The organism is Candidatus Leptovillus gracilis (genome assembly GCA_016716065.1).
GTDB classification, from domain to species: Bacteria; Chloroflexota; Anaerolineae; order Promineifilales; family Promineifilaceae; genus Leptovillus; species Leptovillus gracilis.
Genome location: JADJXA010000001.1, coordinates 812,270 through 832,323, shown reverse-complemented (window position 1 = coordinate 832,323; position 20,054 = coordinate 812,270). Strand labels below are relative to the sequence as shown.

General features: G+C 60.0%; 15 protein-coding genes. 5 read left to right on the top strand and 10 right to left on the bottom strand.

Translation table 11 applies throughout. The annotated features are described in order from the left end of the window. The first annotated feature begins 455 nt into the window (after positions 1–455). A complete protein-coding gene (locus tag IPM39_03495; protein ID MBK8985136.1) occupies positions 456–2,726 on the top strand; it encodes a hypothetical protein in 2,271 nt (756 codons plus the stop codon). Between the two features lie 320 nt (positions 2,727–3,046). Here the strand turns inward: IPM39_03495 and IPM39_03490 are convergent, their stop codons facing one another. Both IPM39_03490 and IPM39_03485 read right to left on the bottom strand, forming a co-directional pair. Continuing rightward, positions 3,047–4,456 carry a PQQ-dependent sugar dehydrogenase gene (locus IPM39_03490; protein ID MBK8985135.1) on the bottom strand — a complete coding sequence of 470 codons (1,410 nt, stop codon included), beginning with the start codon at positions 4,454–4,456 and terminating at the stop codon, positions 3,047–3,049. A 1,208-nt stretch (positions 4,457–5,664) separates the two neighbouring features. Then, positions 5,665–7,110: a cytochrome-c peroxidase gene (locus IPM39_03485; protein ID MBK8985134.1), complete on the bottom strand. Its 1,446-nt coding sequence runs from the start codon at positions 7,108–7,110 to the stop codon at positions 5,665–5,667. Between the two features lie 597 nt (positions 7,111–7,707). Here IPM39_03485 and IPM39_03480 point away from each other — a divergent pair. Both IPM39_03480 and IPM39_03475 read left to right on the top strand, forming a co-directional pair. After that, positions 7,708–8,619, top strand: a complete 912-nt coding sequence (locus tag IPM39_03480; GenBank protein MBK8985133.1) for an isoaspartyl peptidase/L-asparaginase — start codon at positions 7,708–7,710, stop codon at positions 8,617–8,619. Between the two features lie 142 nt (positions 8,620–8,761). Beyond that, a complete protein-coding gene (locus IPM39_03475; protein MBK8985132.1) occupies positions 8,762–9,694 on the top strand; it encodes a hypothetical protein in 933 nt (310 codons plus the stop codon). 77 nt (positions 9,695–9,771) lie between these two features. On the opposite strand, the gene IPM39_03470 is transcribed toward IPM39_03475, so the two are convergent. The 4 genes from IPM39_03470 to IPM39_03455 form a co-directional block, all read right to left on the bottom strand. Beyond that, a complete protein-coding gene (locus IPM39_03470) occupies positions 9,772–10,854 on the bottom strand; it encodes an inositol-3-phosphate synthase (protein ID MBK8985131.1) in 1,083 nt (360 codons plus the stop codon). A 136-nt stretch (positions 10,855–10,990) separates the two neighbouring features. Next, positions 10,991–13,771, bottom strand: coding sequence for a YfhO family protein (locus IPM39_03465; GenBank protein MBK8985130.1), 2,781 nt, complete (start codon positions 13,769–13,771; stop codon positions 10,991–10,993). Further along, complete coding sequence (locus IPM39_03460) at positions 13,768–15,300, bottom strand: phospholipid carrier-dependent glycosyltransferase (GenBank protein MBK8985129.1); 1,533 nt, start codon at positions 15,298–15,300, stop codon at positions 13,768–13,770. The genes IPM39_03465 and IPM39_03460 overlap by 4 nt, the downstream gene beginning before the upstream one ends. A 23-nt stretch (positions 15,301–15,323) precedes the next feature. Next, positions 15,324–16,013 (bottom strand): glycosyltransferase family 2 protein, encoded by a 690-nt coding sequence (locus IPM39_03455; GenBank protein MBK8985128.1) that lies wholly within the window; start codon positions 16,011–16,013, stop codon positions 15,324–15,326. A 92-nt stretch (positions 16,014–16,105) separates the two neighbouring features. Between IPM39_03455 and IPM39_03450 the strand changes: the two genes are divergently transcribed. Both IPM39_03450 and rlmN read left to right on the top strand, forming a co-directional pair. Beyond that, on the top strand, positions 16,106–16,924 hold the full coding sequence (locus tag IPM39_03450) for an HAD-IIA family hydrolase (GenBank protein MBK8985127.1): 819 nt from the start codon (positions 16,106–16,108) through the stop codon (positions 16,922–16,924). Then, a complete protein-coding gene (gene rlmN, locus IPM39_03445; GenBank protein MBK8985126.1) occupies positions 16,921–17,991 on the top strand; it encodes a 23S rRNA (adenine(2503)-C(2))-methyltransferase RlmN in 1,071 nt (356 codons plus the stop codon). Before IPM39_03450 ends, rlmN begins: the two co-directional genes overlap by 4 nt. A gap of 300 nt (positions 17,992–18,291) precedes the next feature. Here rlmN and IPM39_03440 read toward each other — a convergent pair whose 3' ends face one another. Genes IPM39_03440 through IPM39_03425 form a run of 4 tightly spaced genes read right to left on the bottom strand, consistent with a single transcriptional unit; the run spans position 18,292 to position 19,967 of the window. Further along, a complete protein-coding gene (locus IPM39_03440) occupies positions 18,292–18,600 on the bottom strand; it encodes a hypothetical protein (GenBank protein MBK8985125.1) in 309 nt (102 codons plus the stop codon). Continuing rightward, positions 18,563–18,766, bottom strand: coding sequence for a hypothetical protein (locus tag IPM39_03435; GenBank protein MBK8985124.1), 204 nt, complete (start codon positions 18,764–18,766; stop codon positions 18,563–18,565). Before IPM39_03435 ends, IPM39_03440 begins: the two co-directional genes overlap by 38 nt. Positions 18,767–18,786: 20 nt before the next feature. After that, positions 18,787–19,488, bottom strand: a complete 702-nt coding sequence (locus IPM39_03430; GenBank protein ID MBK8985123.1) for a hypothetical protein — start codon at positions 19,486–19,488, stop codon at positions 18,787–18,789. Continuing rightward, positions 19,485–19,967: a DUF4277 domain-containing protein gene (locus IPM39_03425; GenBank protein ID MBK8985122.1), complete on the bottom strand. Its 483-nt coding sequence runs from the start codon at positions 19,965–19,967 to the stop codon at positions 19,485–19,487. Before IPM39_03425 ends, IPM39_03430 begins: the two co-directional genes overlap by 4 nt. Positions 19,968–20,054 lie beyond the last annotated feature (87 nt).

Genomic DNA, 20,054 nt, shown 5'->3' with positions numbered 1-20,054 from the left:
AGTACAGGCTCTCAGCATGACATAAAGCAGAACAATCGCGTCAAGCAACTGATCAGTACAAAACTGCAAAGATAATCAACTAAACTGGGACGCGGATTGGCACGGATTTTGGCGGATTTTTACGGATCAGGGCGAAAAGGGACGAGACGGCGCGGGAAAATGCCATCCGCTGCGGCTGTTCCTGTCCGCGCCGTCCCGCCCTTACTAGCACACCAGGGCAAATTGAGAATTGCTGATCGCGCTCCGACGCTTTACAGATCGCCGCCTGACCTGCTACAATTGCTTGCCGCCTGGAAAGTCAGGCCCCTCCTGCTATTTCATTGCCGCCGCCCGGAGGGCGCGGAGGGACAACCTGGCCGCCTTTTCCCATCTCTGCGTCAGCCATGACAGCGACAGCCCAGGCGCAGCCTGCAAACGACCGTTCAAATTTCCGAGGTGATGATGAAACAAAAGCGTTGTTCCGACCACTTGGCCTGTTTGTACTGCTGGCCGCTATTTTGCTGTTAAGCGTTGTTTTGCTGTGGCAGCCGACGCAGACGGTGCGCGGCAAGCCGGTGGCCGCACCGTTGGCGCAAACGGCCACCCAGGCGCAGCAAGCGGCGCAAACGGCCGCTTTAGCCGATCCCCGCGTCATCCAACACACGGTTGGCCGCCGCGCCGAGGTGTTTGGCGTGCGCGACGTGATGGGCCAGTTCACCCCAGACAGCAGCGCCTGCGCCACGGCCGTATGCTACCAGGTAGAAATCTACAACTTCGATGACAACACGGCCGTGTTAGCCATCGTTCGCGCCGATACCAACGAAGTCCTAGACGTACTCCACCAGCCAGGCGTGCAGCCAGGCATCAACAAACGGCTGGCCGACCGCGCTGTGCAAATTGCCACCAACGCGCCCCAGGTTATCGAAGCGTTGGGTTACCGCCCGCAGGCTGTTGCAGTGGCCCCAGTGCCTGCCGGAATGCCGGGAACCATCTGCGACGAAGGCCACCTGTGCGCCGCGCCCACCTTTAACCTGGGCGACCGCTTCCTCTGGGCCGTCGTGGATTTAACCGACGAGCGTCTGGTGGACATTGCCTGGACAGAGATGATACCCGACACACCCAACACCTCGATGCCCGCCATTCCCCAGGGCTGCCCCGCGCCGGGCACAGTCAACCGCGATGGCTGGGAATTGGCCTATGAGACCACCGGAACCGATGGGCTGCGCGTGCATACCATCCGTTACAACGGCGAACTGGTCGCCAACAACATCAAGCTGGTGGAATGGCACGCGGCTTACACCAGCACGGGTTTTGTAGATTCCACCGGCTGCGGCGGCGGCGGCGGTGGTTTCCCCATTTATCCCTACGGCGAGACGGAGATACACGATCTGCTAGATGGCCAGAGCAACGTGATTGGCTTTGAGGTGGTGCAGGATTTCCGCATGAGCAATTGGGGCAGCGGCTGCAACTACCGCTACGACCAGCACATCCAATTTTTCAGCGACGGCCGTTTCCGGGTTGTCAGCGGCGCTTATGGCAAAGGGTGTGGCACAAACGCCACCTACCGCCCCGTCGTCCGTGTGGACATCGCCGTTAACGGCTCGGCCAATGATTCTTTCGCCACCTGGAACGGCTCAGAGTGGCAAACCGAAAACATCGAATTTTGGCAGCTTCAAGACGTGCCCTACACCGTGGAAGGATACAAATGGCAGGTGTCCGACGTTTCTGGCGCGGGTTATTCCCTGGAACCGGGGCAGGGGCAGTTTGGCGATGGCGGGCTGGGCGACAATGGTTTCATTTATGTCACGCAGCACAAACCGGCCGAAGGAGATACCGACCTGGGCGTGATTGGCTCCTGCTGCAACAGCAATTACCAGCAAGGGCCGCACAATTACATCAACGGCGAATCTATTGTCGCTGAGAACATTGTCATCTGGTATGCGCCGCAAATGGTGACCAACGCCACACCGGGCAGTTACTACTGCTGGACGGTATCTGGCGAACCCAACCCGGAAACGTATCCCTGTTACAGCGGCCCGATGTTTGTGCCGCTGGCAGTGGGCGACCCCACGTATGGCGTGACTCTGGCTCCCGCGGCGGCCAACCAAACTGGCGCGCCGGGCAGCACGGTGACGTATACACTGTCTATCACCAACAGCGGCACTATCAGCGACAGCTTTGGCTTCACGGCGGCGGGGGCGAATTGGGCCGTTGGCCTGCCGCCGACGGTGACGCTGGCCGCCGGCGCAGCGGCCGCCGTGCCGCTGACGGTGGCTGTGCCCGATGGCGCGGTCGGCGGTGATGCCGATGTGATGGTGGTGACGGCGACCTCGGTTGGCGATGCCGCTGTCAGTGCGGCGTCTACGCTGACGACCACGGCCGAAACCAATTATGGCGTCATACTGACGCCCACCGCCGCCGATGGCTTTGGCGCTTCGGGCAGTATGGTCACGTACACCCTGTCTATAACGAATACGGGCAATGTCAGCGACACGTTCGCCATTACACTCGGCGGCAGCGCGTGGGGGGCGGCAGCGCCGGGCATTGTGGCGCTGGGCGAGGGCGAGTCGGCGCAGTTTGTGGTTGGTGTGGCGGTTCCGCTAACGGCCGTTCACGGCCAAAGCGACAGCGTTACCATCACGGCCACCTCGGCCGGGGATGCGCTGGCAACGGCCGTGAGTGTGTTGACGACAACGGCCGTGAACGGCGACTACAGCATCTACCTGCCGGTCATACTCAAACCGTAGATACGGCCGTCAGACAAGGCGGATGCCTGCTATCCGTAATCCGTATTCCGTAATCCGTATATCGTAATCCGGCATGGTTCATCAAGCGAAACAAATTCTTTACAAATTTACGCTGAATTGTCATGCTGAACGGAGTCTTCGGAGTGAAGCATCCCATTCCCACCAGAGCAGCGGGATGCTTCGGCTTCGCTCAGCACAGGCTCTCAGCATGACGCGCTTTCTTGCCAAATTTGTAAAGCACATATCGCCTGGAGTGAACCATGCCCGTAATCCGGATCACGGATCACGGACTACGGACTACGGTTTACGGCTTACGGCTGCTACTCTTCCGCTTCGGCGCTGACCAGAGGCAGATACACAAACCAATCAAAGTCGGGCATTGGCGTGGCGGTAGGCGTGGCAGTGGGTGTGGCCGTTACCGTCGCCGTGGCGGTGGCTGTGGGGATGGGGGTAGGCGGCGGCGGCGTATCCTCTTGCACGCGATAGATCGTGCCATTGCCGATGTGGCTGACAAACAATTCGCCATTCACGTTTTCGCCAAAGCTGCTGGGGCCAAAGGTTGTCAACAGTTGGCCCAAGGCCACCGACTGCCAGCTGCCATCGCCATCGGGATGCAAGGCGTAAAAACGGCCGCTGCAATAATCAGCAAACACGTAATGGCCCCACAACACCGGGTAATCGTCGCCGCGGTAGGCATAACCGCCGGTCACCGTGCAGTTAGACTGCGAATGGTTGTAGACAAAGATGGGGAAGGTGTAGGCGCTGGCCGGTTGGCAGTCGGTCAGGTTGTAGGCGGCGTTGCCTTCGTAGCAGCGCCAACCGTAGTTTTCCCCACCGGGGCTGCTGGCCGGCTGCCAGTTCACCTCTTCCCAGATGCCCTGGCCCACATCGCCAATGTACATATCGCCCAACAGGCGGTCGAAGCTAAAGCGCCATGGGTTGCGCAAGCCGGGTGCCCAGATTTCGTCGCACGTCCCGCCGCTGCCATCCACAAAAGGATTGTCGGCGGGGATGGAATAATTGCTGCCGCCGCCGCAGTCTGGCGCCAGGCCAGCCGCCGGATTCACGTCAATGCGCAGCATTTTGCCCAACAGCAGAGCCATGTTTTGCGCCAGGTCGTTGGGGTCCCCGCTGCCGCCGCCATCGCCCATGCCGATGTAGAGGTAGCCGTCTGGGCCAAACTTCAAGTCGCCGCCGTTGTGGTTGCTGACGGGTTGGTTGATGGTCAGCAGCGTCAGCTGGCTGGCCGGATCAGCCACGTCAGGGTCGCCGGCGCTGACCGTGTAGCGGGCGATGACGGTATGGCCGCTGAGATTGGTGTAGTTGACGTAGAAATAACCGTTGTTGGCGTAGTCGGGATGGAAGGCCAGGCCCAACAGCCCTTGTTCAGAGCCGCCGCTGACCTGCCCGACCAGGCTGAGGAAGGGGGTGGCGCGGATCGCGCCGCTGCTTTCCAGGATGCGGATGAGGCCGCCTTTTTGCACGATGAATAAACGGCCGTCACCCAGCAAACCGCTGTTGGCAATGCCTACCGGGCTGCTAAAGCCGGACGCCACCACACCCAGGCTGACGGTGGGCGTGGTCGGCTCTGCCTTGAGGCGGTAAATAATGCCGTTGTCACGCCCGGCCACGTATAACTCGCCGTTGGCGCCTTCGCCAAAGGCGCTGGCGTTGACCAACTGCGCGTTCAGCGCCGCCACATCCCAACCCCCGCCGCCGTCGGGCGACATTGCCCAGAAACGGCCGCTGCAATAATCGGCAAAGATATAGCGGCCGATCAGGGCGGGGGACCAACTGCCACGATATACGTAGCCGCCGGTCACTGAGCAGCCCAGGAACGTGCTGCCGTCGAAATGGGGATAGGCCAGCGCCGGGAAGTCGTAATCCGCCGCCGGGCCGCAGCCGGCCAGGTTGTGGGCTTCGTTGCCTTCGTAGCAGCGCCAGCCGTAATTTTCGCCGCCAGGGCTGGCGGCCGGTTGGAAGTTAATTTCCTCGTACAGGGTCAAACCCACGTCGCTGATGTACAGATCACCGGTAGCGCTGTCGAAGCTGAAGCGCCAGGGATTGCGCAGCCCCAGCGCCCAAATCTCGTCCAGCACGGCGGCATCGCCGACAAAAGGATTGTCGGGCGGAATGAGATAGTTGGTTGTAGCGGTCACGCCATCCACGTCCAGGCGCAGCACTTTGCCCAACAATGTGCCGCCGTTTTGGGCGTTGTCATCGGGGTCGCCCACGCTGCCGCCGTCGCCCAGGGCGATGTACAGATAACCATCGGGGCCAAAATTCAGGTCGCCGCCGTTGTTGTTCTGGTAGGGCTGGGCGATGGTCAGGATGGTGAATTCGCTGTTGGGATCGGCCGTGTCGGGATCACCGCCGTTAACGCTGAAACGGGCGATGTGGCTGCTGTCGTCGGTGGCGATGTAGTAGACGTAGAAGTAGCCGTTGCTGGCGTAGTCGGGGTGAAAAACCAGCCCCAACAAACCTTGCTCGTAGAAGCCGGTCCCTACCCGGTCCTGGATGTCCAGGAAGGGGGTGGGCAGCACGGTCCCATTGGCGGCGATGATGCGAATGAGGCCCGGCTGCTCGATAATGAAGAGACGGCCGTCGCCGGCGTTGGCAATGTCGGTCGGCTGGTTGAAGCCCCCGGCCACGTTCACCAGGGTTACGTTCACATCCTCCAGGGCCGTGGCGGCGCTGATTTGGGGTTGTTGGCCGCTGGCGAGGCGGGGTTGGCGGGCAAAAACGGCCGCAGCCGTCAACACCAGCACCAATAAAAGCAAAACAACCAGGCGCTGCGGCGCGATAGGCAAGAAACGACTTATCATAAAACCTCCGTTGTCAGTTGGAGCCTACTCGTGTTCCGTAGTCTGTGTTCCGTAGGGCGCTGCCTGTGGCAAATGCCAACGGCAAACGACATACGGACTTCGGTTTACGACTGTTACGGGTTTGCCGAAACTTGTAAGCTCTGGTCCGTTAAACTATTTAGAAAAGCCACAATCTGCCCGATTTGCCGATTGGTCAGCGGCTGGCTTTCGGCCAGCAGCGGCGACAGGGTGGCTAAAATCTGCCGCTGCGTCACCGGTTCGTTTTGCAGGCTGGGGCGTAATTCTGGTGGCAGGGAACGGCCGTCGTACTTTGCCAGCGCCGCCGCCGGGTTCAGGTGGTGGCGCACCACATCTTCCAGGCGGGCATAGGCGCCGTTGTGCAGGTAAGGGGCGGTAAGGGCGACGCTGCGCAGCGAGGGTGTGCGGAAGGCGAAGCTGTCGGTGGGTTGGTTGGTGATGGCGTAACGGCCGTCGTCCAACGGCGCAATGGGCGATGTGCCCGGCCCCAACTGCGGCGCGCCGATGTTGTGGAACTGCTGGTCGGTGAACAGGCTGCCGCTGTGGCAGTGGGCACAGCCGGCCGCGCCAAAAAAGAGCAGCGCCCCCTGTTTGGCGTCCAGAGAAAGGGCGGCGCTGTCCCCGGCCAGATAATGGTCCCAGGGTGTATCGGTGGCGGTGAAGGCGGCGGTTTGGAAAGCGGCCAGGGCGTTGGCGGCGTAGGTAAAATCCATGTCGGCCAGTGGTGTGTCTGGGTAGGCGGCGGCGAACAGGGGTGGATAAGCGGGTAGGGCCAGCAGGCGGGTCATCAACTGCCGCCAGATGAGGGGCATTTGGTCGGGGGCGTTGCCAAAGGCGGCCAGTTCGTTGGCACGGCCGTCTATGGCCTGATCAGACCAACCTAACGGCCGTGCCGCCTGAGTCTGGTAATCGGTGGGGCTTTCGCCGGGCTGGATGAGGTAGCCGGACACATTGTACAACCCGCCGCGCATCTCGTGGCGGGAGGTGACGGCCATCATCGCCTGCACCGCCAGCAAGCTGTCTAAGCCATCCGGCAAATAATCACCGGCGGGGGAGATGAAGCCGGTGGCCGGGCTGCCGGCAATACGGCCGTCCCAGAACAGCGTTTGCCAGCCCGGCAGGCCGCGGTTGGCAACGTCTGGGGTGTTGCGTGGCACAAATTGACGGCCGTCGCCCACTCGCCGCGCCGGACCGACGCCGTGGCCGCCGGTTCCTACGGCCAGCGGCAGCCCATCGCTCAGGCCAAAGTCGGGGTGGTGGCAGGTGGCGCAGCTTACGTCGCGGTTGCCGCTGAGTTCGGTTTCAAAGTAGAGGGCCTGGCCGAGGGTGATCTGGGCGGGGTTGGAATGGGGAACGGCCGTCAGCGGCGTCAGATCGGCTTGCTGGATGGTTTGGCGCAGGGCGGTCTCGATGGCTGGTGCGTCGGCCAGGGCGTCCGCTGCCCAGGGCCAGATCAGCCAGGCCAACAAACCAAGCCCGGCCAACCCGATCAGCAGGCTGGCAAAGACAATCATCCGTGTGGTTGTGCGATACTTTTGCATATGGCGTGTTGACTATCAGGCGTAGGCCGTGTTCCGTGTTCCGTGTTCCGTGTTCCGTAGACCGTGTTCCGTGAAGAGAGGCGTGATGTTTTTAATGGATTGAAGCTCCGGCATGGATGCAAAGCAGGTGGAAGCAGGGTGTCGCGTCAATGTTACTCTATCCTTCGGGTATGGCAATGTTTTGTGGCGGATGTAGAATACCGGGGGCGGTGCGACAGTGCGTCGCATCTTTTTAGATCCTTGCTCATTGTGCAAGCAGTTAGTCCACAGATTTCACCGATTCGGCATGGTTCATCGGGCGAAACATCTTCTTTACAAATTTACGCGGCATTGTCATTCCTTCGGCGTTGCTCAGGACAAGGTCTGAGCGGAGTCTTCGGCCCTGAGCAACGTCGAACGGGGAAGCATCCCGCTAACGCCAGAGGAACGGGATGCTTCGGAGGATGCTTCGGCAAGCTCAGCACAGGCTCTCAGCATGACACGCTTTTTTGCAAAATTTGTAAAGCACAAATCAACTGAAATGAACCATGCCACCGATTCTTAATCGGTGAAATCTGTGGATAATCTTTCTGGTTCTGGCTTGTCCAGGTTGGGTGAATGGAGGCTGTGGTGAACAACATTGCGATTGTGGTGCATGGCGGCGCGGGGGCGTGGGATGTGGCCTCGGCGCGGTTGGCGGTGGGGCAGGCGGGCTGCCGGGCGGCGGCGCTGGCGGGCCACGCGGTGCTGCTGGCGGGTGGTTCGGCGTTGGACGCGGTGGAAACGGCCGTCCACATTCTGGAAGATTGCCCGGCGTTAGACGCCGGCCGGGGTAGTTACCCCAACGCCAACGGCGATATTGAAATGGACGCGCTGATTATGGACGGCCGTACTCTGGCGATGGGCGCGGTGGCGGCCATCCAGCGGGTGCGCCACCCCATCAGCCTGGCGCGGCGGGTGATGAGCGACACGCCCCACACCTTCCTGGTGGGGCCGGGCGCGGACGCTTTCGCCGACCGCATTGGCTTTCCGCGCTGCGGGGCGGCAGAGCTAATCGTGCCGCCGGAAAGCGGCGCAGCGCCGTCGGAAAGCGATGGGGCGCAGCCTGCCGCCGGCCCGTTGGGCGACACGGTGGGCGCGGTGGCGCTGGATATGGCGGGCAACCTGGCGGCGGCCACCTCCACCGGCGGCACGCGCGACAAAATGCCGGGGCGCGTCGGCGACAGCCCGCTGGTGGGTTCCGGCGGTTATGCCGATAACTGGACGGCGGCCGTCAGCGCCACCGGGCTGGGGGAGGCGTTGATGAAGGTGGTGATCAGCAAGCGGGCCTGTGATTTTGTCGCCAATGGTTTGCCGGCGCAGTTGGCCTGCGATGCGGCCATTCAGCTTTTGGCGGCGCGGGTGCAGGGCACGGGCGGCCTGATCGCCATTGATGCGCGGGGACATGTGGGGGTGGCGTTTAGCACGACGGCGATGCCCTATGCCTATGTGGTGGGGGCGGATGTGGCGGGGTTGGTAGACGGCCGTTAAGGTGGGACGGGGTTTGATTTAAACCGTTTTCTAACCTAATCAGAACTTTTGTACTGGTAAAATTGGCCTGCGTTTATTTTCGGGGAGACGCGGGCTGTTCTGCCCTGTTTCCCTTGGTCACATTTCCGCATGGGAGGCACACATGAACAGGCAATTTTTGAGCATGGATGGGTTGGGTGGTTGGCAGCGGCCGTTGCGGGTGACGGCCGTTTTTCTGGTCTTGACATTTATGATTGTTTTGACCTTGTTTGATTCACAATCTGTTTTAGCGGACGGAATACCTACCATCGTACATATGCCACTTTATGCAAGAACAGGCAACACCGATACACCGTTTGCGATATATTTGACTGTCTCAGGTCTAAACGAAAACACTAGTTATGAATTCACAGCCAGAATTAACCACGGTGGTACTGATCGTGGTTCATTCACAACAGGCGGTAGTTTTGGTACATCATACCTTGCATTAGGAACTACTGTATCTGGGTGTGGTACGAATTGCTCACTTTCAAGATGGGCCTATTTACGTGCATCAAACACCGTTCCGGTAGGAGCGTCCAATATTAGGCTTCGAATTCGTGTCGTGGGAGCAGGTACTCCTTCTCCAGCCGATCTGACAGGTCCAACTTTTCTGGACATGACAACAACGGGGGGATGGATAGAAGAAAGCATTGGTACAAGTCGCGATGGTCGTGCTGTGGCAGTTTACGTTGGTAGCAATTTAATAGGACTCTATGTCGCTGAAGATAACGGTGTGACTGATGGATACCCTAATACACCGGGTTATTATCGAGTTGCTGTTCCTAGCTGTGAAGAGTGTAATTACACAATAGAAACTTGGGAATTAGGTAACCCAGGAACGGCTGTTGGACAAATCAATACTATGGGGATTAATGGGTGCCCGAATAGTATTGGGGTCGGCGTTGTTCAATCGCTAAATAGTTGCAACACCCCTACGGCCGTTTCCCTGCAATCCTTCTCCGCCAACGGCCAGAGTACCCCGCTGCTTTTGGTAGTCGGCTTGCTGGCGCTGCTGGTGGGGGGAACGGCCGTTGTCAAACGCAAAGTCAGTTGATAGTTGATAGTTGACAATTGACAATTGAAAAAGGCCGGATTTATCCGGCCTTTTTGCTATCAACTCCCAACTCCCAACTATTCCCCCGCAATAAACGCTTCCGTCTTGTTCCGCGCCTCATCGTCCGTAAACTGTTCCGGCGGCGACTTCATGAAATAGCTCGATGGCGCAATCAGCGGGCCGCCAATGCCCCGGTCCAGGGCCAGTTTGGCGCAGCGCACCGCGTCAATCATCACCCCGGCCGAATTGGGCGAATCCCACACTTCCAGCTTTAGCTCCAATTGCAGCGGCACATTGCCAAAGGCCCGCCCTTCCATGCGAATATGGCACCATTTGCGGTCTGTCAGCCAGGGTACATAGTCGCTCGGCCCCACATGGACGTTGTCCGCGCCCATGTCATACGGCAGTTGGCTTGTCACCGCCTGCGTCTTAGAAATCTTCTTCGACTCCAGCCGGTCTCGCTCCAGCATGTTGTAAAAGTCCATGTTGCCGCCAAAATTGAGCTGATAGGTGCGGTCAATGTGGATGCCCCGGTCCTTAAACAAATTGGTCAACACCCGGTGCGTAATCGTCGCGCCTAACTGGCTCTTAATGTCATCACCGACGATGGGCAGACCGCGCTCGGCAAAGCGCTTGCTCCAATAAGGCGAACTGGCGATAAACACCGGGATACCGTTCACAAAGCCACAGCCGGCGTCCATCACCTGCTCGGCATACCATTTGGTCGCCATTTCCGAACCAACCGGCAGGAAATTGATCACCACGTCCGTGCCGCTGTCTTTCAGGATTTTGACGATGTTGTCCGTGGGACCGGGTGCTTTTTTGACGACGGTGCTGACATATTTGCCAATGCCATCGTGGGTCATGCCCCGCGCAACCGGCACGTTCAGGTAAGGCACATCGGCGAATTTGATGGTGTTGTTGGGGTGCGCCCAAATCGCCTCGCTCAAATCTTTGCCTACTTTGCCTTCCACCACGTCAATCGCCGCCGACAGTTCAATGTCGCGGATGTGATAGCCGCCGACGGTGGCGTGCATCAGACCAGGGATTTCGGCGTCGTCGGGCGCGTCTTTGTAATATTGCAAGCCTTGCACCAGTGATGAAGCGCAGTTGCCGATGCCAATGATGGCGACCCGGACTTTCTTTCTTTTCTCAGACATGTAAAAAAATCTCCTCTATAATGCGCGAAGGCTCGTTTAGAGTTTCGCGGGAATCAAACAAAATCAGCCAACCACAACCCCTAACACGGCCTCTAATTCTAACACAATCACCGGCATAAAGATGCTGCTGTGGCTGTTATTGGCGCTGTTTGTTAAGTTGGCCGGTTGGCCGCTTTACCCGCCAACCAACAAACCAGCCAACCAACAAACCCACCGACAAAATCCCCCAACCTGCCAATGAAATCAGACGGCCGTTCACAAAGCTCGACGACACAAAGGTAAACAGCACCTCATGCGCCCCCGCCGGGACAAACACGCCGCGAAACAGCCCGTTTGCCACGATGATGGCCGCCGGACGGCCGTCTACCGTCACCCGCCAGCCGGGATAATCGGCGTCGGTTAGCAGCAGCAGGCTCTCCTGGGCGGCGTCCACGCGAATCTGCACCCGCTCCGCCGCGTAAGATTCGATGGTCGCCGAACCGGGCAGGGCCGCCAGACCTGCCTGATCTGTGCCCTCGCCCAGCAAAACGGCCGTTTGTCGGGGGTCAAAGTCTGGCGCTTGCATGGCGCTGAATACGGCCGTTTCGTCCGGCTGCCACTGCCAATTCGCCAACAAAAAAGCGCGGGGCAGCGCGTTCAGATTCTCATAAATCTTCACATCGCCCGAATGGATCAGGCGATAATCGCCCAGCGTCAGGGGCATAAACGTGCCCGACCGCCCATCGGCCAACGTCGCCGCCAGAATTTGCCAGTTTCCCGCGCCGGGCGCAAAGGCAATCTGCGCCGCCCCGCCCGGCAGCGCCCACAAGCTCAGGTCGCCCGCCTGGAACAACAGATCGGCCGGCCGGCCATTGTCCACCAGCACTGCGCCCAGGTCGCCGCTGGAGAGCAGCACCAGCGTATCGGCGGGGAAATTGGGCAGATAGGCTATCGAGAACGGGGCGGTGGTGGGATGTTGGCGGTCGAAGAAAACGGCCAGCCCCAATTCGTCCAGCGCGCGCCACTCGTCGCCGGTTTTGTCGGTGATGAGGTAACGGCCGTTAAACAAATCCAGCCACCTGGCTTGTGGCACGGCCGTCAGGTGTTCACGCAGACGGCCGTCGGTGGTCATCTGGCCGTCGGGCAAAATCAGGCGCATCAGCTCGCTGTAGCGGCGCAGCGGCAGCACGCCGCCATCAAAACCATCTACCGAAGCCAGCCCATAAACCAGCGGCAAATTCGGCGCGATAATCTCCTTCTGCTTGATGGCGACGACATAATCATACAGCGCCGCCGCCGAAAGTTGGTCGGCGTAAATGCTCTCAATCTCGCCCAAATCGCCCGGATCAAAAAAAATAGCCGACAAACTTAGCAGCCGGTCGGGCGGCGCGCCAAAATCCGAAATCCGAAATCTGTCATCGGCAATCAGTCTGGCGGCCGGTGGGCGCAAATCAAAAAACGCTTCTGGCGTGGTGAGGTGGTTGTAGGGCAGGCTGCGGGAGGCGAGGAAGAGGAAGAGAACGGCTGCTGCTGCCAGCCCCCATTGCGCCCATTCCCCCCGCCGCCAGCGCAGCAGGCCAATCAGCAGCGCCAGCTCGGCGCTCCACAACACCCAGGTGAGGGGCGACGGCCGTTCAAACGGCGCTTCCGGCCCGATGGGCATGATCCGACTCAGGAAGCCGGCGGCCAGGTTCCAGGCCAGCAGCAGAAAGATAACAAGGAACGCGGAACGCGGAACGCGGAGCGGCATACGGGCTGCGGCATACGGTTGGCGGATAACACTCTCCAGCCCTACCCCGGCTAACAGCGCTGCGCCCAGGGCGTACAGCGCCAACCAGCGCGCCGGGACGCGAAACAGGTCGAAGCCGGGCAGGCGGGCCAGCAGCCAGTAGAGCGGGTTGAAGAGACCCAGAGCCAGGAAGAGGCCAACGGCCGTCAGCGCCAACGCCGCCAGCACGCCCGGCCGGTTGCGCCACTGCCACGCGCCGATCACCGCCAACACCAACGCGGTAATCGGCAAAAAGGCGACGTATTCGCTGAACAACGATTGTCCATAGGCGGGCAGCAGCGAGCGCCCTAGCAGCAGCGGATGCCAGGAGAAGGACAACACCTCATTGACCGGCAGCCCTCCCTGCCGCGCCGACAAGCCGGTTAGCTCCAGCGTGGGCAGCAGTTGAATCCCCGCCAGCAGCAAAGCCAACCCAACGGCCCCGAACAGCGGCAGCAAGCGGCGGGAAAAATCGCCAATCGTCAATCGCCAATCGTCAGTCGCCAACCGTAAATCGCCGATCGTCAGCGTCCACACGCCCACCGCTATGCCGCTGATGAAGGCGGTTTGGCTGTGGCCGGCCAGGAGCTGCAGGGCGAATAAGACGCCGAGGTGCAGGGCGCGTTTCAGGCCGTCGCGCCAGTCGCGGACAGGCCCATGTGCCAGCGCCACCAGGAACCAGGGCAGCCAGGCCAGACCCTGTACCTGGTTCACATGTTCCACCTGGGCGGTGAAATAACCACCGAGGGCAAAGAGAACGGCCGTTAACCCACTCGCCAGTTTGCCCAGCCCCAGCGCCCGCCGCCCGGCCAGATACGCCCCCCACCCGGCAATAACCACATGCAGCAAAATGGAGGCGCTGACGGCGTAGGGCGTGGGCAGCAGCCACCAGACCGGCCAGTTCAGCGGGTAGAAAAAGCCGACCTGGCTGTTTGCCAGCAGCGGCGCGCCCATGAAGAGATGCGGGTTCCAGAAGGGAATACGGCCGTGCTGCAGCGCATCGGCCGCCGTCGCCCAATAGGGGTAAAAATAGAGAAACACATCCCCCCGCGCCAAAATCAGGTTACTGAAGGCCATCTGGTTGAAAAACAGCAGCACCAGCGCCAAAATTGCCAGCCAGGGCCAAAAGCGAGTTCCTATCCGCGTCAGTATGCCCCGTTCATCGCTCATCGTTCATCGCTCATTGTTTCCCGCTCAATCCGGTAAAGCTGCATGGCGGTTGGCTGCGGCGCGTCTATGGCGGCCAGCCGGAAACCGGCGGCGGCTACCGCCCGCTGGAATGGTAACGCACGTTGGTCCAGCGGCAAAACCAGGTAGCGTGGGCTGCCATCGCCGCCAAAGACGCGCAAATCTTCAGCCAGGGCGTCGGGATAGGGAACCCAATTGACAAAAACGCGCCGCCAAAAGAGGTGATACTCCCACTGCCAACTGTACCAATGGTCGTACAATACCGCGCCGTAGGGCGCGTCGTAGAGCAGGGCAGCCACCTGCGCCGCGCCGCCATCCGCCTGGGGTGTGCCACCGATGGGCAGACGGCCGTTCCTCCCGTCTAAAGCGGAAAATAACAAGCTAACGAGTAACAGTGAACAGACAACAATGAAGCCGCGCCGTTGACCATTGGCTGTTAACCATCGCCCATTGACCATTTCGGCCAGAAACCGCGCCACGAGTAACGCCACCAGCGGCAGCAGCGGCAGCAGGTAGCGGTCCCAGATGGGCACGGCCAGGAACCAGTGGAGGAGGAAGTAGGCGATGATAAAAAGGGAGAGGAATTGTGAATTGTGAATTGTGAATTGTGAATTGTGAATTGGTGGTCTGTGTTCATCTGTGTTGATCTGCGTCTCAATTTTGTTTAGGAACGGCCGTATCAACGCCATCACCACCACCACCGACCAAACGGGCGAGCCAAACAGCCAGCGCCACAAGGCCAGCCAGCCGACCAGCCGCGGCCACAACTCCCACGACCAGACCAGGCGCAGGCCGCCAAAGTTGCCCATCTGCGCCGACCAGAGCGAGAAGCCCGCGCCGCGCACGGCCGTCCAGACCAGCAGCAGCGCCAGAACCGGCAGCAGCCCCAGAGCAAACCGCGCCCAATCGCGCCGCCGCCAGCCACCCAACCAGCCCAACCCCAGGATCAGCGGCAAAAATAACCACGCCTGGTATTTTGTGGCCGCCGCCAGGCCAAACAAGAGGCCGGCAAGCAGCGGGCGGCTGGCGGCTGCTTGCCGCACTCTGCTCCGAAATCCAAAATCCAAAAGCCGCAATCCAAAACTCCCGCTCGCCAGCGCCGCCACCAACCAGAATGTCAGCAGCGGGTCGGTGAAAGCGGTGGCGCTGAATTGGATGGCAAAAGGAGAGAGGGCGACGAGCAGGGCGGCGAGAACGGCCGTCACCCCATCCCCATACAGCCGCCAGGCCCACACCCCCACCAGCGGGACCAACACAATCGAGGCGATGAAGTTTGGCAGCCGTCCGGCTATTTCTGTTGGACCCAGCACCGGGTAGGCGTAAAACAGGGCTTGCAGGTAAAAGAGCAGCGGCGGTTTGTCCACCGCCTGGGTCAGCAGCAGCGGGTCGCGCCAGGCGGCGATGAAGCGCGCCCAGGTGGCAAACAGCGCTTCGTCGGCGTGGAAGGTGTTGGCGAAGAGGGCGTGGGTACGGAGAACGGCCGTTAGCCCCACCACCACCCACAAACTCATTTTAGCCCGCCAACCCATCGCGCCTAATCAACAAACCGATACTTGATCAGATAGTAGAGCGCCTTTGGCCCTTCGCGCCAGGGATTGAGCTTTTTGCCTTCATTAAACTCACGGCCGTTATAAGAAATGGGCACTTCGTAGATGCGGTAGCCTCGCTTTAACACTTTTGAAGTGATTTCCGGCTCAAACTCAAAGCCGCGCGCGCGCAGCGGAATGTCGCGCACTACGTCGGCGCGGAATACCTTGTAGCAGGTCTCCATGTCGGTCATGATGGTGTTGTAGAGGATATTGGTTACCAGCGTCAGGATTTTGTTGCCCACCATGTGGGTGAAAAACATCGTCTTGGTCGGGCCGCCGCGAAAGCGGGAGCCATAGACCACCGCCACCTTGCCTTCCAGAATGGGGCGCAGCAGCGCTTCGTAATCGCGGGGGTCATACTCCAGATCGGCGTCCTGGATCAGGAAAATATCGCCGGTGGCTTCGCGGAAGCCGGTGCGCACGGCCGCGCCCTTGCCCATATTGCGCTCATGCAAATGGATGTGGATGAGGTCGGACAGTTCAGCCAGCGCCGGGTACAAATCGCGCGTGCCATCGGTGGAGCCGTCATCCACCACGATAATTTCGTAGGCCTGGTTGACGGCTAACACAGCCTCTACGGCCGGAATAAGCGTTTCTCGCTCGTTGTAAACAGGTATAATCACAGAAACTTTCATGGATGTCATTTCCCTTGTTGGTTGCCAAGTCGGTGGATTCTATAACAAACCGTCCGGTTGGTAAACGGCGGGTGGACTACGGAAATAGTACTATGACGATGTTATCGCATATTGAAAACCTGATTTTGGACATGGATGGGGTCTTGTGGCGCGGCGAAACGCCCATGCCCGGACTGGTAGAATTATTCGCCACCCTGCGCCAGCGGGGGATGGGTTTTGCATTGGCGACCAATAACGCGACCAAAACGGCCGTGATGTACACCGAAAAACTCGCTCGCTTTGGCGTAGACGTGCCGCCAGAACAGATTGTCACCTCGGCCGAGGCGACGGCCGCGTTTTTGCGGGATGAATATGAAAATGGCAGCGCCGTCTACGTGGTGGGGGACGCCGGGCTGCATCAGGCGATTGCCGCCCAGGGTTTTACGATTGTGACGCCGGAAGAAGCGAGAAGTGGGGTGGGGGCAGCGGCCGTTGTCGTCGGCTTCTCGCGCAATGCCACTTATGAGATTATGGCGATGGCGGCGCACCTCATCAACCGTGGGGCGCGCTTCATCGGCACCAACCCGGACCCCTCGTTTCCCAGCGAAATTGGGCCGCTGCCCGGCGCGGGAGCGCTGCTGGCCTTCATCCAGACCGGAACCGGTGTCAGCCCGACGCTCATCGGCAAGCCCGGCCCGATTATGTTCCAGCAGGCGATGCGGCGCATGGGCGGTACGCCGGCAAACACGGCCATGGTCGGCGACCGGCTGAGTACCGACATCCTGGGGGCAAAAAACGCCGGGTTACAGGCGATTTTGCTGCTGTCGGGCATCAGCAGACGGGCAGACATAGAGCAGGTGGGCATTCAACCGGACTTTGTGTTGGCGGATATTGGGGAGTTAACGGCCGTGTTCGCACAGGATATGTCATGACAGCTAAACGAAATATGTATGATCTAGATTTTGACCAACTCGTCGAGTTCATCGCCGAGCTGGGCCAGCCTAAATTCCGCGCCGGGCAAATCTGGGATTGGCTTTACAAGCAGTACGCCCTGGATTTTGAGGCGATGAGCAACCTGCCCAAAGCGCTGCGCGCCCAATTGGCCGAACAGGCTACGCTGCGCATCGGCGCGATTGTGGATGAACTGCATTCCAGCGACGGCCGTACCCAAAAAGTCCTCTTCCAACTGCCCGACGGTCAATACATCGAAACCGTCCTGATGACCTACGACAAACGGCGCACGCTGTGCATCAGCACCCAGGCGGGCTGCGCCATGGGCTGCGTTTTTTGCGCCACCGGGCAAATGGGCTTCTTTCGTCACCTGACGGTGGGCGAAATTGTGGCCCAGGTGCTGCACTTCGCCCATGAACTGGCCCAAACCGGCGAGCATGTGACCAATATCGTGATGATGGGCATGGGCGAACCGCTGCACAATTACGAGCAGACGTTAACGGCCGTAGACCGCCTCACCGATCCGGCCGGCTTTAACCTGGGCGCGCGCAAAATCACCATCTCCACCGTTGGCCTGGTCCCGGCCATGCGCCGCTACGCCGACGAACAGCGCCAGACGCCGCTGGCCGTCTCCCTGCACGCCGCCACCGACGCCGAGCGCGACAAACTCATCCCCGTCAACCGCCGCTGGCCCATCGCCGAGGTGCTGGACGCCTGTCGTTACGTGGTGGAAAAAACCGGCCGGCGCATCACCTTCGAGTGGGCGCTGATCGCCGGTGAAAATGACACCATCGAGCAGGCCCAGGCGCTGGGTAAACTGGTGCAGGGCATGTTATGTCACGTCAACCTGATTCCGCTGAACCCGACGGCCGGTTACGGTGGCGCGCCTTCGTCGCATGAGCAGGTAGACAAGTTTCAGGAGGTGTTGACGGCCTATGGCGTCAGCAGCACGGTGCGCGTGCGACGGGGCATTGATATTCAGGCGGGCTGTGGGCAGCTGCGCGACCGGGCGGTGCGCGATGTGATGCCTGGCAAGGTGATAAGGTGACATCTGACAAGGTGACAACAATGTCAGATTTTGTAATGGTCAAGGGTTAGTAGGAATCGTTGTCATTCTAAGCGGAGTCTTGGGAGCGAAGAATCCCTATTCAGGGCGTTCGCTCAAATAAACGAGCAAAAGTCCAATTCAGATTGCCATATCGGTGAAGTGGTTCAGAAGCCAGCAAAACCGATATGACAGCTACAAAAAACAAGCACTTTACCAATCAAATACCGTCAACAGGCCCAATCCACCCCTGGTTAACCGGTTCAGGCCACAGTCCAGTTGGTATACAACGAGCCGACAAGCCTAACAGAGATAAAATGCGCTGCTGCACGGCGTTAACGGCGTCGCCTGACAGACCCGCTGCCCGGTCAGATGGATAATGCTCAGGTTGATGTTGTCAAATGCCTCCAGCAGCCGCTCCATCGTCGGCCGAGCCGTGGCCCGCTTGGGGTTGCCGGGGTAGATGCCACTCAGTTCTGACTGTTGGTCGGCCAGAGCGCGACGAGCCGTGTAATCGCCTAAGGCCAGCAGTCGCGCCGCCAGCGAGAGCAAATGAAACAAGCCCTGCGCATGGTCATCCCGCTGGACATAGACCGGGGTGATGGAGAGCATCTTGCCTTTGAGACGGCGGAAAATGTTCTCCCTCGATATACTGGTCGCGGTAAGCCAGGACGGCCTCGGTCAAAGGCGACGCCTGCGGCGCATTGGTCAGGTAGATACGCCAACCGGCCCGGAACAGCGCCCACTCAATCGCCGCCTCGTCTCGCTTGACCTGCACCTGGTAGCGAATGTCTTGCTCTACTCGTGCCGGTTGACCGCGATAGCCGGGATGGCGCGTTCTGTGACCTGGCGAGTGTAGCTGACCGGCAACAGACCGGCCACGCGATACTGCTTTTCAATAGCGGCAATGGCTTTTTGTAAACTCGCTTCATCGGTGATGGGGCGTTTACCCCGCCCTGGCGCAGGCGTTAAGTCCCGCAGCGCCCCTTCCGCTGCAGCCGCTGCCGCAAGTTCGCCTGTTCGGTCTGTTGGTAGCTCAACGAGCGCACCACCAGACAACGCTCCGACCAGACGACATGCTGTGCCCACCCCAGCCTGATGGGCGCGGCTGACCTCGAATCCTTCGGCGATGGCCAGGGAGCAGTCAGGCTCTTGTCCCTCCTCAGGCTCATCGTCGGGCAGGAAAACCGGCATCGCCGCGCCGCCGTCAGCCCACCACCGGCGCAGGTACTTGTCCAGCAGACCCGGTTCACTCTTGCCATCGGGCAGGGGCGTCAGATAGTGGTCGTGGCCCGCCGCAATCGTGGCCCGGGTGTCAAAGGCGCTCATCTTGCTGTCGCCGACAATGAGCAGTCCATTCCGGGCCAGCATCTCTTTCACCCGCTGGTAGCAAGGCACATACAGCGGGTCATCGGCCCGATTGCCAGGAACCACATCCAGCGCCAACAACAAGCCCAACGGGTCGAGGCTGGCCCAGCATCGCTTTGAACTGCGGTTCATAGACCCTTCTTTGTTCTTCCCCACCTGAAACAACAGGTGACCCGCCGGGTCGTGATACAGCCGGCGGTTGTGCCATCCAGCCGCACGATGTTCACCGACCGCAGGTCGTAAACGCGCAGCAACCGATTACCCAACAGGCTCTCGATCCGCCGCCACTGGTCAGGCTCGTGCAGTTCCCGCAGACAAATCGCCAGTCGGTCATCGGTGAAGTCAAGCTCGGTCACGTCCTGTCCGGTCAACTGCCGCAAAGAAACCTGATGGGTTGCCACCCACTCTTGAACCCGATCCATCCGATGGTTGTACGCCGAGATGATGTGGCTGAGCCAGATGGAGATCACCCAACCCATGCTCAGTCCCTGCCAATTCCCGTGCGGTTTGATGACGGTATCAATGGTGGACTGAATGCCCATCTTTTCGATAAACCCATACAAGAGCGGCAGGTCATCCAGCCGTTCAACACTGATTGTGAATTCTGGCATAGTCATGCCGCCAATTTTACTATTTACCGCTCAATTTGAGCGAACCTCGAGCCTATTGGTTGGCGGGAAAGGAATGCTTCCTCGAAG